Source organism: Clostridium aceticum (genome assembly GCF_001042715.1).
In the GTDB taxonomy this organism is placed as follows: domain Bacteria; phylum Bacillota; class Clostridia; order Peptostreptococcales; family Natronincolaceae; genus Andreesenella; species Andreesenella acetica.
This window is the reverse complement of record NZ_CP009687.1, coordinates 2396140-2408289: the sequence shown is the minus strand read 5'-3', so window position 1 is coordinate 2408289 and position 12150 is coordinate 2396140. Positions and strand designations below refer to the sequence as shown.

The 12150-nt window shown below is 35.4% G+C and carries 14 protein-coding genes and 1 pseudogene; 4 read left to right on the top strand and 11 right to left on the bottom strand.

Going from position 1 to position 12150, the window contains the following annotated elements; genetic code table 11:
• Nucleotides 1-24: 24 nt before the first annotated feature.
• From CACET_RS11335 to CACET_RS11310, 6 genes are all read right to left on the bottom strand, one after another.
• On the bottom strand, nt 25-693 hold the full coding sequence (locus CACET_RS11335; protein ID WP_044826293.1) for an ABC transporter permease: 669 nt from the start codon (nt 691-693) through the stop codon (nt 25-27).
• A 187-nt stretch (nt 694-880) separates the two neighbouring features.
• Nucleotides 881-1630: an IS21-like element helper ATPase IstB gene (istB, locus tag CACET_RS11330; RefSeq protein WP_048407538.1), complete on the bottom strand. Its 750-nt coding sequence runs from the start codon at nt 1628-1630 to the stop codon at nt 881-883.
• Nucleotides 1630-3177: an IS21 family transposase gene (gene istA, locus CACET_RS11325; RefSeq protein ID WP_044826573.1), complete on the bottom strand. Its 1548-nt coding sequence runs from the start codon at nt 3175-3177 to the stop codon at nt 1630-1632. Before istA (CACET_RS11325) ends, istB (CACET_RS11330) begins: the two co-directional genes overlap by 1 nt.
• A 156-nt stretch (nt 3178-3333) precedes the next feature.
• Complete coding sequence (locus CACET_RS11320) at nt 3334-3615, bottom strand: hypothetical protein (protein ID WP_044825733.1); 282 nt, start codon at nt 3613-3615, stop codon at nt 3334-3336.
• On the bottom strand, nt 3615-4652 hold the full coding sequence (locus CACET_RS11315) for an ABC transporter permease (protein WP_044825734.1): 1038 nt from the start codon (nt 4650-4652) through the stop codon (nt 3615-3617). Before CACET_RS11315 ends, CACET_RS11320 begins: the two co-directional genes overlap by 1 nt.
• Nucleotides 4652-5452 (bottom strand): ABC transporter ATP-binding protein, encoded by an 801-nt coding sequence (locus CACET_RS11310; RefSeq protein ID WP_052661514.1) that lies wholly within the window; start codon nt 5450-5452, stop codon nt 4652-4654. Before CACET_RS11310 ends, CACET_RS11315 begins: the two co-directional genes overlap by 1 nt.
• Before the next feature lie 117 nt (nt 5453-5569).
• On the opposite strand from CACET_RS11310, the gene istA (CACET_RS11305) reads away from it, so the two are divergent.
• Complete coding sequence (gene istA / locus CACET_RS11305) at nt 5570-7069, top strand: IS21 family transposase (protein WP_082139075.1); 1500 nt, start codon at nt 5570-5572, stop codon at nt 7067-7069.
• Entirely contained in the window at nt 7066-7797 is a 732-nt protein-coding gene (gene istB, locus CACET_RS11300; protein ID WP_044824960.1) for an IS21-like element helper ATPase IstB, read from the top strand. The genes istA (CACET_RS11305) and istB (CACET_RS11300) overlap by 4 nt, the downstream gene beginning before the upstream one ends.
• A gap of 22 nt (nt 7798-7819) precedes the next feature.
• On the opposite strand, the gene CACET_RS21140 is transcribed toward istB (CACET_RS11300), so the two are convergent.
• Genes CACET_RS21140 through CACET_RS11295 form a run of 3 tightly spaced genes read right to left on the bottom strand, consistent with a single transcriptional unit; the run spans nt 7820 to nt 8736 of the window.
• Nucleotides 7820-7945 carry a hypothetical protein gene (locus CACET_RS21140; protein ID WP_278287078.1) on the bottom strand — a complete coding sequence of 42 codons (126 nt, stop codon included), beginning with the start codon at nt 7943-7945 and terminating at the stop codon, nt 7820-7822.
• 18 nt (nt 7946-7963) lie between these two features.
• Nucleotides 7964-8086: a hypothetical protein gene (locus CACET_RS21135; RefSeq protein WP_278287077.1), complete on the bottom strand. Its 123-nt coding sequence runs from the start codon at nt 8084-8086 to the stop codon at nt 7964-7966.
• A gap of 5 nt (nt 8087-8091) precedes the next feature.
• Nucleotides 8092-8736: a TetR/AcrR family transcriptional regulator gene (locus tag CACET_RS11295; protein WP_044824961.1), complete on the bottom strand. Its 645-nt coding sequence runs from the start codon at nt 8734-8736 to the stop codon at nt 8092-8094.
• A gap of 527 nt (nt 8737-9263) precedes the next feature.
• On the opposite strand from CACET_RS11295, the gene CACET_RS11290 reads away from it, so the two are divergent.
• Together CACET_RS11290 and CACET_RS21320 are read left to right on the top strand one after the other, a co-directional pair.
• Nucleotides 9264-9743, top strand: a complete 480-nt coding sequence (locus CACET_RS11290) for a hypothetical protein (RefSeq protein WP_044824962.1) — start codon at nt 9264-9266, stop codon at nt 9741-9743.
• 130 nt (nt 9744-9873) lie between these two features.
• Nucleotides 9874-9963, top strand: a pseudogene (locus tag CACET_RS21320) (helix-turn-helix transcriptional regulator); the annotation flags it as partial.
• 287 nt (nt 9964-10250) lie between these two features.
• Here CACET_RS21320 and CACET_RS11285 read toward each other — a convergent pair.
• Nucleotides 10251-11555: a DUF4179 domain-containing protein gene (locus CACET_RS11285; RefSeq protein WP_044824963.1), complete on the bottom strand. Its 1305-nt coding sequence runs from the start codon at nt 11553-11555 to the stop codon at nt 10251-10253.
• A gap of 1 nt (nt 11556) precedes the next feature.
• Nucleotides 11557-12099: an RNA polymerase sigma factor gene (locus tag CACET_RS11280; protein ID WP_052661438.1), complete on the bottom strand. Its 543-nt coding sequence runs from the start codon at nt 12097-12099 to the stop codon at nt 11557-11559.
• Nucleotides 12100-12150: the final 51 nt, after the last annotated feature.

Below are 12150 nucleotides of genomic sequence, written 5' to 3'. Positions count from 1 at the left end.
TCATACCCTGTTTTAAATATCTTTCTATCGCAAGCTAAAATGATTTTTAAATGTTTTAGATAATACAAGTAAATATATGGTTCCTGTTAAGAATAAGGCGGAAATGGATGCAAAAAACCATGTTGAAGATCCTTCTCCTAGAAAAATATGATATAGAGACATAAAAGCCCAATAATTAGGCAGGGGATAAAGAAGCAATTGCCATGATTTTGGAATAAATAAAGAGACTAAAGGAAGTGCAATGAAAACAGGCATAATAACTTTAATAGTTGCAATGGAACTAATTTGATTGTTAGCAATCCGACCAATTAGCAGTGCAATGATTACTGTCATAGAGCTAGATGCCAAAAGCATTAGAAGGATTTTATAGTAGTTTACTGTTACTCCTGCCAAAATTAAGGAGCTTAGTAATCCAATTATTATGCTTATTAAAATAGCAACAACCCCTCTTGCTGCAACAAATCCACTCATTTTCAATGGTGATACTGACATAGAGCGAATGGTCTTTGTATCTTTCTCCGCTACAATGTTAAATCCAGATACAGTTCCACCAAAGAAAATAGCTAACATCACAATAACCATCGACATAATCCCGTATAGTATAGGTTGTTTATCTCCAATTTGTCTGCTTGTCATTTGAAATTTAGGATTTTCATTTAAAATAGTTTCTAGTATAGGTTCATAACTATACAATATAGATGGAGGTTCATTTCCCTCGAAAATTACTATAGGATTATTATGCTTTAAAATGATTGAATATTATGATGAATTAGAGCCATCAGTGTACTTTTTTAGAGCCACCCTGTGCATCAAATAGAGCCACTATGTTCATGAGAGAGCCACCATCTTTTGATAATGATGGCTCCCCTAGGTTTATTTACTATTTGTCCTGCTGTAATCCATTGCGTTCTCTCATAGAGACCTTTCCATCAATGTGGATGGTATAGGAATCATGGACGATCCTATCTAGGATAGCATCTGCAAGAGTATCTTCTCCTATCTTTTCATGCCAACCACCAGGAGCAAATTGTGAACAAAAGATAGTTGAGCCGTTTTGATGCCTTGCTTCAATGATTTCTAATAGATCACGGGCTTCTACTCCTTTTAGAGGTACTAATAGCCATTCATCAAGGATTAGAAGACTTACGCTTTTATACTGTTTCATGACCTTTTTAAATATCCCTTCTCCCCTAGCAATAGTTAATTCATCAAGTAAATCTGGGAGACGAACATATTTAACAGTGTAGTAGTTACGACAGGCAGCTACCCCTAAAGCACAACCAATGTAGGATTTTCCATTACCCGATGCACCCAGGATAATGATGTTATGTTTTTCTTGTATGTAATTACAGGTAGCCAAACGAGCGATTTGGCCCTTATCAAGCTTTCTGTCACTGTGATACTCGATATCTTCAACACAAGCGTTGCTGTACCTAAAATCTGCCTTTTTGATAAGTTTTATTAATTTATTGCTTTTTCTTCTTGACCACTCTATGTCCACCATAAGACCAAAACGTTCTTCAAAGTTTAGTTCTTGGAAAGAACTACTTTGTAGTTGTTCCCTGAAGGAGTCAGCCATAGCCGTTAAACGCATTTCATGTAGTTTAGATATTGTTGTTTCATTCACCATTATTCATTACCTCCATAGTAACCTGCACCTCTGGTAAATCCAAAGTTCGCAGTGTTTTCTTTAGTAGTTGGTGCAGGATCTGCTTCTTTGAAAAGTTTATCTTGACCAGTTTTCAGTATGGTTTGAATGCTTTTATAGCTAGGCTGGGGTGTATAGGAAAGGGCTTTCTTGCAGGCTTCTTCCAAGCGAAGGACTGAATATTTATCTACTAGCTTTAAAAGCCCCATGCAGGATTTATAGCCCTGTTGTTGTATTTTATGGGCTGATAATATGGATTTAATGGCTATAGCTGTATTAGGACCGATACCAGTAGCCCAAGAAATGAACCTTTCGGCGTTCCAAGTAGTATAGCTTTTATGGTCTTCAGGCATGTGTTCTACTATGGTACTATATTGTCCTACTCTACCATGCTTCCTTATATGGGAGGCAATGCGATGGTTATTAAAAAAGACTTCTATTACAGTTCTAGTCATACGGACATCTACTTTATGCTTGATATATTCATAGGGAACGGAGTAGTGCATTTTTTCTACTGATATGTGATAATTGAATTGTACGGTGGCTGTTTTCCAAAGGGCTAGCTCGTATGGGGTGGCAGGCAGTGGCATGAGGGCGTGTTTCTCTTCTTCAAGAAACACGCTAAGTCTGCTACCTGGTTTTTTCTGAAAGGGTTTCCTATTAAATTCTGAAAGCTTCTCATGGATTGCTGTATTTAGCTCCCTTAAGGAAAAAAACTGCTGTTTTCTTATGGCAGCAATGATCCATGTAGATATGATACCTACTGCCCCTTCAACATTGGGTTTGTCTTTAGGTTTACGAACACGGGCAGGGATAACAGCAGTACCGTAATGCTCTGCCATTTCATGATAGGTTTTGTTAATGGTTGGTGTGTACCAAGATATTCTGTCTACCCCTGTTTTTAGATTGTCAGGGACAAGGATTCTTGTTATTCCACCAAAAAATTTATAGGCATTTACATGGGCTGCTATCCAATTTTCTTGATTCTGGGATAGAAATGCCTCTACATAAGCATATTGGCTGCAGGATAAGACTGCTACGAAGACATATGCGACCAGCACATCTCCTGTATTACGGTCAACGATCTCAGCTGTTTGTCCAGCCCAATCTACCTCCATTTGTTCCCCAGGCTTACGATGGATATACATAGTAGCTTTCTTGGTATTGGCATACCTATGATAATACCTACAGAATTGACTATACATCAGTGGAATTTCGCCAATCAGCCTACATTCTTCACAGTACTCATTCCATAAAAGACTTAAGGTGACACCACTCTTAGCCATTTCTTTGTGGATGTACTCACAATCTGGTATTTTTCTTGATGTAGGCAAGGCTTTTTCAGGAAACATCAATTCCTGGAGCTGGCCATCAGACATATCTTTCTGAAAGGGCCATGATATACCGCATTCATCTGCACGTTTGATGACGGCAGATACGGTATTGCGAGAACATTGGCAGCTTGCTGCAATGCCTCGTTGACTGATACCTTGGCTATGAAGCCGAAGGATTTCACGGTACTTGGTCATAATATGACCTCCCTTGAATTTATTTACACTGTAAAACAGTGCATAAATTCATTATACAGAGATATTTTACCAAGTGGCTCACAGAGTACCAGGGTGGCCCTATTTTATGAACATAGTGGCTCTCAAAAATCGGAATGGTGGCTCTATCGTATCAAATTATTCAATGATTCCTGGAATAGCATCGGTTTGGCCTACTCTTTCTTTGACCGCCTCAGCATGGGGAAGCACCTCTACATCCCCGTATTGTTGTAATGTTTCTAGATAAAAGGCAGCTGCATTTTCTTCAATAACAAAATTTAATTTGATTTCCTCTACTGATGGCAAAAACATGCGAAGGGCCAGAGCTAGTAAAAGTGGTGCCACCATAATGTAGACAACAATATTATCCCTAAGTGATAGAATAAAATCTTTTTTAATAATACTAATAATTTTCTTCACTATCTGACCTCCTTCATTAGCTTTTTCTCCACTAAGAAATAACATAAGATATAAGCCACAAGGTTTTGTATGAAAAGAAGGGTATACAAAGAGCTAAGATTTTTATCTGTGGAGAACAGGATCTCATGGTAACCAAAAATGATATGATAGGATGGAATCCATGCCATGAAGCCGGGTGTAAAGCTAGGAAATTGGTGAGAAAGTGCAGGAGCCATGTTTAAGGTAAGAACAACTATTCCTATTACAAACCAGCCGGAGATATCTTCAAAAAATACTGCCACAATTAAACCAAGTAATGTATATAGCACAAATCCTAAAAGGGTGAGTAATACAAAATCTAATAAGCTAAAGTTCATTCCAAAAGTAAATACTACAATAGCAAAAGCATAGATAAAGCCCAGGATGAGAAAAGCAGTTACCTTAGAGAGTATATATAAATGGGTTCCTCCAGGAGTAATGCGGTAAGCTCTAATAACGTTATCACTTTTTTCTTGAAATAGAAATACTGCTACTAGTAAAAATCCCAGAACAAGGACTTCAAATACCAATAAAACAGGAACTGCGGTTAAATTTCTAGGAACAGGAGAAGACTGAGGCCTTAAAAAATCAAGATTGTAATTAGTCTCCCAGGTTCCATTGATTGTACCTACTAATTTATTAACATTAGCCTGAATGATATGCAATTGCTCTGTGTTAATGGGGAAACTATGCAATATTTCAATTACAGGATTTTCTATTTCACCTTGAAATACGATTCCTACCGCATTGCGTTTTTCCTGAACCAAATCTTCCAACGTTTCTAGGCTGGATGCGAAGGCAGAGGAGGGAATACCTATTTCTTGTAAGCTCCTTTCTATAGTTTGTCTTTCAGTAAGGTCAAGATAATAGTTTTCTCCTGTTGTGCCATAATTTTCAGGAATTAAAAAATTTACGAAGAGTATAATGATTATCATCGTAATTAAAATAACCCATACGAGAGAATTACGCAGACTAAGAATGAGATTTTGCCTTACTAGTGTAGATATTTTATTGCCCATCATTCTAATCCCCTTCCCGTGAGTTTTATAAATATTTGTTCTAGTGTAGCTTCTTGTGTGTGTATGGTCTCTACATTTTGACTACTAACAATTTCATTAAATGCTTTTAGTTCATCTTTATTATTAAGGAAAAAAAGTTTTGATTTTATTTCTTTATTGTCTCGGTATTCCACCTGAACAGCTTTCTTTCCATATTGTAACTTTAACGCTCTAGGAGAATCCATTGCTACGATTTTACCATTATATAGAAAAGCTATTCGATCACAGAGTTCATCAGCTGCCATCATATTGTGTGTGGTCAGAAAAATAGTACACCCTTCTTTTTTCTTTTGATAGATAATTCCCTTTATTTTATTAGCTGTTGTAGGATCAAGGCCTGAAGTAGGTTCATCAAGAAAAAGAATCTTAGGATTATTTAATAATGCCCTTGCAAAGACCAATCGTTGTTTCATCCCTTTAGAGAAGTTAATGGCTTTTTTCCTAGCTGACTCTCTTAAACCCACCATGTCCAATAGTTTAATAGGGTCTTCGGTAGGCGTATCAAATAAACCAGAAAAAAACACTAGATTTTCCTGGGCGGTGAGTTTGCTATAAAGATTAGGATGTTCAAAGGATACCCCAATCTGATTGTAGAAGTCTGGAGAAACCTCTTTTAATGATTGTCCTTCGTATAGGACATCTCCCTTTTGTAGTGGGAGAAGACCCGTCATAATATTTTGAACGGTACTCTTTCCTGCTCCGCTTGGTCCTAAAAATCCAAAAATCTCTCCTTTAGCTGTTTTTGGTAGAATAGAAACCAAGCACAGCGGAAGTTAAAAATCCCTGCAAAAAATGGAAGAACTCCATTGCAAGCACCCCTAAAAAATACTATCCTTTTTAGTGACCAAACTGAAAAGGGGAATAAGGAGATGCTAACAATGGAGCAAATATATCGTATCAAATATTTGAAGAAATTTGAAGGGAAAAGTTTAAGAAAAATAGCAAATATTACAGGACATGACTTTGAAACCGTAAAAAAGTACGTTGAGCAGGATAACTTCAACATAGAAATTCGGCCTAAACAAATCAGATCTGGCAAACTTTCGCCATATAGGGACTTAGTAATTAAGTGGTTAACCGATGACATAAGGGCACCTCATAAGCAGCGCCATACTGCTAAAAGGGTATACGACAGACTCCTTGAGATCTATCCCGATGAATTTGATGCATCGGAAAGGTCAGTAAGAAGTTTTGTAGCAAAGCTTAAGGCGGAATTGAAATTTGATAAAAATGCCTCACTCCCACTAGATCATCCTCCAGGAGAAGCTCAGGTGGACTTTGGAGAAGCAAGGTTTATTGAAAATGGAACTACCTATGACGGGCACTACCTAAACATATCCTACCCCTATAGCAATGGGGGCCATACACAACTATTCAAAAGTGAGAACCAAGAATGCCTACTAGAGGGGCTAAAAGCGATATTTGAACATATAGGCGGTGTTCCTACTGCCATATGGTTTGACAATATGTCTACAGCTGTTAAGAAAATCAAAGATTATGGTGAGCGAGACCTAACCAAAGGTTTCCTAAGGTTCATGCTGCACTATGGCTTTAAAAGTAACTTTTGCAATCCTAACAGTGGGAATGAGAAGGGTTCAGTAGAAAACAAGGTAGGCTACCATCGTCGGAATCTCTTTGTACCACTTCCGGAATTTAAGGACTTAAGAGAGTACAACAAACAACTTCTTAATCGTTGTGACCAAGATATGCAAAGGCAGCACTACAAGGGTATCGGTTTAATTAGGGATCTGTTTGAGGAAGATAAAAAAGAATTTCTAAAACTTCAGGAAATCCCCTTTGAAGTATATTTGCATGAATTCGTAAAGGCAGATAACTACGGCAAAGTTAGATTTGATACGAGAATATATTCATCTTCTCCCAGTGTTGCTGGTAGGCAAGTGATGATCAAGGCAGGAGCCCATGATGTTGAGGTTTTGGATAGTGACTGCAGCCTGATTGTCAAACACAAGAGACTATATGGACAGGAGAAAGAATCAATGATCTGGCTTCCTTACCTTGAACTCATGGCCAAGAGACCTACAGCATTAAAGTACACCGGCCTTTTTCAACAGCTTCCCCTGACATTGAAGCAATTCCTAGAAGACTGTGATTATGAATGCAAAAAACAAACCCTAAAGATATTTGCTCGTATGACGGCAGATACTGATATGGCTACGGCAGTAGCAGCTATTGAAGAAGGCATCAGATGTGGTGCTAGAGATGCAGATAGCCTATGGGTTACCTATTGCCGGATAAATTCCGGAAGTTTACCGGTAATGGATGTACCTCTTCCGGATACAGTTCCGGAACTTAACAGATTTACTCCAGATATTAACGTCTATGATGAATTGATAGTTTCGGGAGGTTTTAAGTCATGAGCTCAGATGCATTGATCAAGCAATACTGTAAAGAGCTTCGATTCGGAAAAAACCTCTATGACAACTACAAAAAGATTCAAGCTGCTGATTATGCAGACTTTCTAGCACAACTATTAAAACTTGAGTTGGAGAATCGAGAGCTGACACGAAAGAACAGGAATCTGAGGGCTGCTGGTTTTGACGTGATAAAGACCTTTGAAGGGTATAGTTTCAGTCAAGTTCAAATACCACCAGCACTTGACATTGAGCAGTTAAAAACAGCAAGTTTTATTGATAAGAAAGAGAATCTGATTCTTTATGGACCTGTGGGCACAGGTAAGTCGCATCTTGCAACTGCAATTGGTGTAGCAGCCTGCAGCAGTGGCAAGAGAGTGAAGTTCTTCCGCACCGCATCGCTGGTGAACCAACTTAGTGAAGCAAAGGCAAAGGGTGAACTGAAACGTTTTTTGAGGGTAATTGAAAAAACGGATTTATTGATATGCGATGAATGGGGTTATATCCCCTTCGAGAAGGAGGGCTCACAACTTCTGTTCCAAGTCATATCGGAATGCTATGAAAGAAGAAGCGTCATCATAACAACCAATCTGGAATTTAGTAAGTGGAATGGCATTTTTTATGATGAAAAACTAACCAGTGCTATTATTGATAGGCTGGTTCACCACAGTCATTTGCTGGTTTATACAGGTCCAAGTCACAGACTAACACACTCAACCATGAAATCCCAATAATGGAAATGGGGTGCTGGGAAAATTAAGTTCCGAAGTGCAAGAAAAGGTACTTGCCAAAAACACCTTTAGCAATTTCGAAATTAATGTCTTTTACTGCATAGTTATGGTCATCGGTATAAGAATGATATAGATTTTGAACTTTTATCATAGAAAAGCCTCCCTAATTCTATTCTTCATCTTCGTATCGAGAATTGTTTTTATTTATAATTTTCTTTAAAACCTTTAGTTTAATAGGTATCATAATCGCTGCAACGATCATAAATAAAGTCACCCATCCCCATACTGGCATAGTCATCACCCCTTATGTCTTGATGTTACAAATCCGTTTTTAAGAATAAACAATAAATCATCTACTTTTTTAAAATAAGTCTCTTGTTTTATAAAAATTTCCTCATAGGCCATTGAACTTAAAAGAGAGTCTACAAGAGCATTATTAAAATGATAAATCATAAATGCTCCCATTTCCGAGTCTACCCCAGAATGAACTTCTCCTTTTGCTTTTGCTTTTTCAATAAGTTCAATAAAAAATTGATTGCTCTTTGCAGTAATGTCTCTTAAAATTTCATCCCTTATAACAGGGTCCTGTTCATTAATGAAGTTATTACCTATCTTTGCTAGCTTTGGATAAGCAAAGGCAAATTCAAGACCTTTCCTATATAACATCCGGACGGTTTCAATAAACTCCATTTCAGCATGCTTGGCTATCCATTCATTTAAATAACTAAGCTTTTTGATTCCAATTTGATCTAGAATGTACTTATAAAGATCTTTTTTATTATGAAAATATTGGTACATACTACCTTTAGCAACTCCAGATCCTTCAGCAATCTTTGTAATACTGGCATTAATATACATATTGCTAGCAAATTCATCTATAGCTACTTCTAAAATCATTTCACGCTTCTCTTCAGGAAGATTAAAAAAAGTTTTCTTTGGCACAGGTAAACACCTCTTTTCTTTTATGACCGACCCGTCATATTAAGTTTATTATATGACGGGTCGGTCATGTTGTCAATACATAGCATTAACAATTAACAATATTTAATTCATTCAGTTCACAAAGGAAATTTATAATGATGTATATTCAGTTGTAGGGTATGTATTAAAAGTAGCTATAGGTTATATTATACAAAACTCATGGATCGTGATAAGATTAAAGTATATATAATAAAAAAAGGAAACTTTAAATTGTGTTGAATTACACTAATTGACAATGCCCTCCGATTTAATTGAAGACGTATACACATGAACTTATATGTGTAACCCAAAATGGTAGCTCTCTATAGGAAATTAATAGTGAAGATAAAAAAGATATGTTCAAACATACATATAAAGTAATAAACAGAGAAGTGCGCTTCTTTATTTTTGATAATTATGTAAATTTCTGTTGAAATTGAAATATAGATAGAAATGCATAAGATGAAAAAGGAGACATGCTTTCTTATACTTGGAAGGGAGTGGATAAAATGAGATTTATAAAACAGATTTTTAGCGTATTAGTAATCGTAGTTATTTTAGCAGGCTGCTCTTCGAATACTGAAGAAAAAATTGTTATTTCAGAGCAGTTAATCTATGGCGAATCTAGTGAAATGGACTTAGTTCAAATAGATTATAAACTAGAAGGTTCAAAGCAATGGAAAGATAGTTTAATAATAAACCAATTAATGGAAAAACTACAGGGAATAGAGTTGAGACAGTTACCCGTAGATGAAGAAATAGAAGTGTTTAAGGGTAAGGAGATTCTTTATAGCATAAGCTTAATCTCTCTACAAAATCCAAGTCATGGTAAGGAAGCAAAAGGTGGAACAGTTTTAATATTTTCAACAGGTGAAATAGTGTTTCCCGATATAAAAACAATGGGTGACGGGAGAACTATATCATATATTAATGTTAACGAAGAGATTATCAAAAGAGAAGCTATCATATCTTTTATTGAAAGCTTGTAAAAAATAGTCAATTTGCAATAAGTGCGTATCATCTACTTTATCTGTCTTTAAAGCATTATATTAAAAACGGTTTAGTGGGAATAGAAAACATGCTACTAACAGGCCAGCACATAACAAAACATTTGCGTAAAGGTATAATCCATCATTAAAACTGGCTTTTGATATAGCCAAAGTATTTAATACAACAGTAGAGGAACTATTTGAATTTATAGAGGAATAGGTAAGTAGGAGTCTTAACATATCTTAAAAAAACTCAAGGCAATTCTAATGATAATGGAGGTGAAAGTTGTGTGGAAATAGTTAGTGCTGCATTTTTGGTAATATTTTTCTTCTTCTTTTTTGATTTACAATCTAAAGTAAAAAAGTTAGAAAAGCGAGTTCAATACTTAGAAAGTAAATCAGATAAATAATAATATTACAAATACTGTCTAAAAAATAACTCCTAGCTTTCAATTTTTAAAAACTAGGAGTTATTTAAAATATAGAAACTAGCAGAGTAGTTCAAGCCTATTCGATAGGAAGTACTATCTTTTCATTTTCATATATCTCAAAGATATATGAATCTTCCAAAATGATTACATATTCCTTATCTTCTAGAAACTTGGGATATAAAAGCGTAGCTTCTATACGGGAGCCAATTTTTCTATTAGCAATAGAAGATTTTGGCTCAATGATGCTGCCAGTTTCATCATAGATTACAAATATTGGTGCATTATCGGGTGAAACCAAATCAAATATGAAGGATATCAAGGAGCCTTCTTCAGAATGTTCAATTTTATTAATGGATATAGTGGTTCCAGAATCTCGGGTTAAGATAATAGGTAGCTTGTTAAGGTTTACCTTTGCAGAAATTTCTTTGTCAGAACCACTAAAGATTCGCTTGTATGGTATTAATGTTAAGGACGAGGGAGTGGTATTTACTGGATCACATTCAATAGAAGCCACATAATTTCCGTTACTGTCGATATTGTAATCTATACCTATGAAAGGTATTTCTTGACCGTCCTGATTGTAAACTATAAAACCGTCCCTCAAAGGATCATCTGGAAACTTAGGAGCAGGTAGGTCAGCTGAACCTAATAGGGAAATTCTTGTGCTAATAGGTGTAAAGGCTACCTTGTTAATTACTACTTTACCCTTTTGAAAATCTATTATTTCATTTAAATCAACAATCTTACTAGCACTGTTTATAAATTCTTTGTTTAAATCTAAATGAAAAGTCCAATTACCATTAATATCATTAATCGTTTTAATTACATATTTCAAACCAAACTTAGTAGGAAGATTTTTAGTATTTATCATATGTTGTATAGACAAATTATAGGTATGTTGATCTATAAATTCCCCATAACCAGACCCAGAGCTAAAAACTAACGTATCATCCACAAATCCTTCTATAACTCCAACTGCAAGATCATTATATGAATCAGATTTTTCAAAGGCTGTATCATTTTTTACAGTCATATTTAATATAAGATTATTTTCATCCAAGATAGATTCATTTATAGTTACCGTAATACCTTCAGATTGTACAGAGGTATTATTAATAACAACATACTTTGAGAGATCCTTGTCTGAGTGGTAGAAGCCAAATAAGTGGTATATATCCTGTAGCCTATAACCATTTGCATAGGCTCCAGCAATAGATACAATGGTGAACACCAGTAGTAAAGATGCCACAGTCATGAATTTCTTCAAATAAAAAACTTTTTTATCGGGTAGCTTATTAACAAAATCATCTAATTTTTTAGAGGTGTTGTCCGGCATAATAAAATCTTCTTTTACTATCTTTTCTCTTAATTTATCAGTCATTTTAAATATCCTCCTTAATATTCAAAATATCATAAAGACTATTCCTTGCACGGTAAAGTCTTGATTTCACTGTTCCCTCAGGGATATTAAGAAGTTTTGATATAGACTTTATCGATAAATCTTCATAGTAATAAAGGACTGTGACAAGTCTTAGGTCATCATCTAGATTTAAAATTGCATTCTTTATATCTATATCATTACAAATCTCATTAGGAATAGATGTGCAATTTATTAAAGTATCTAGGGGAAGGTGTGTCTTTCTTTTAAGGACATTGTAGCTTTCATTGATAACAATACGTATAAACCAAGGCTTAAATAGATCTGCATCTTTTAATTTGATAATGTTTTTGTAGGCTTTAATAGCAGCTTCTTGCAGGGCATCCTCAATATCGCTATCATTTTTGAGAATAGAGCGTGATATACGATAAGAAGTATTATAGTACTCTTTAAACAAAATAGAAAAGGCTGATTTATTACCTTGTATAGCTTTCATAACAGTACGGTTTGTAGCTGGACCTAATTGACATTGTTCTGTGAACTCCAAAATTTAACCTCCTTTTTTGCTAATACTTACATTATAAACTAGTTTATAGTT

What these genes read in the sequence shown, in the direction of transcription:
- istB (WP_048407538.1), bottom strand. Translation starts at nt 1,630, where the DNA reads ATGGTGAATGAAACAACAATATCTAAACTACATGAAATGCGTTTAACG.
- istA (WP_044826573.1), bottom strand. Translation starts at nt 3,177, where the DNA reads ATGACCAAGTACCGTGAAATCCTTCGGCTTCATAGCCAAGGTATCAGT.
- CACET_RS11315 (WP_044825734.1), bottom strand. Translation starts at nt 4,652, where the DNA reads ATGGGCAATAAAATATCTACACTAGTAAGGCAAAATCTCATTCTTAGT.
- istA (WP_082139075.1), top strand. Translation starts at nt 5,570, where the DNA reads ATGGAGCAAATATATCGTATCAAATATTTGAAGAAATTTGAAGGGAAA.
- istB (WP_044824960.1), top strand. Translation starts at nt 7,066, where the DNA reads ATGAGCTCAGATGCATTGATCAAGCAATACTGTAAAGAGCTTCGATTC.
- CACET_RS21140 (WP_278287078.1), bottom strand. Translation starts at nt 7,945, where the DNA reads ATGATAAAAGTTCAAAATCTATATCATTCTTATACCGATGACCATAAC.
- CACET_RS21135 (WP_278287077.1), bottom strand. Translation starts at nt 8,086, where the DNA reads ATGCCAGTATGGGGATGGGTGACTTTATTTATGATCGTTGCAGCGATT.
- CACET_RS11290 (WP_044824962.1), top strand. Translation starts at nt 9,264, where the DNA reads ATGAGATTTATAAAACAGATTTTTAGCGTATTAGTAATCGTAGTTATT.
- CACET_RS11285 (WP_044824963.1), bottom strand. Translation starts at nt 11,555, where the DNA reads ATGACTGATAAATTAAGAGAAAAGATAGTAAAAGAAGATTTTATTATG.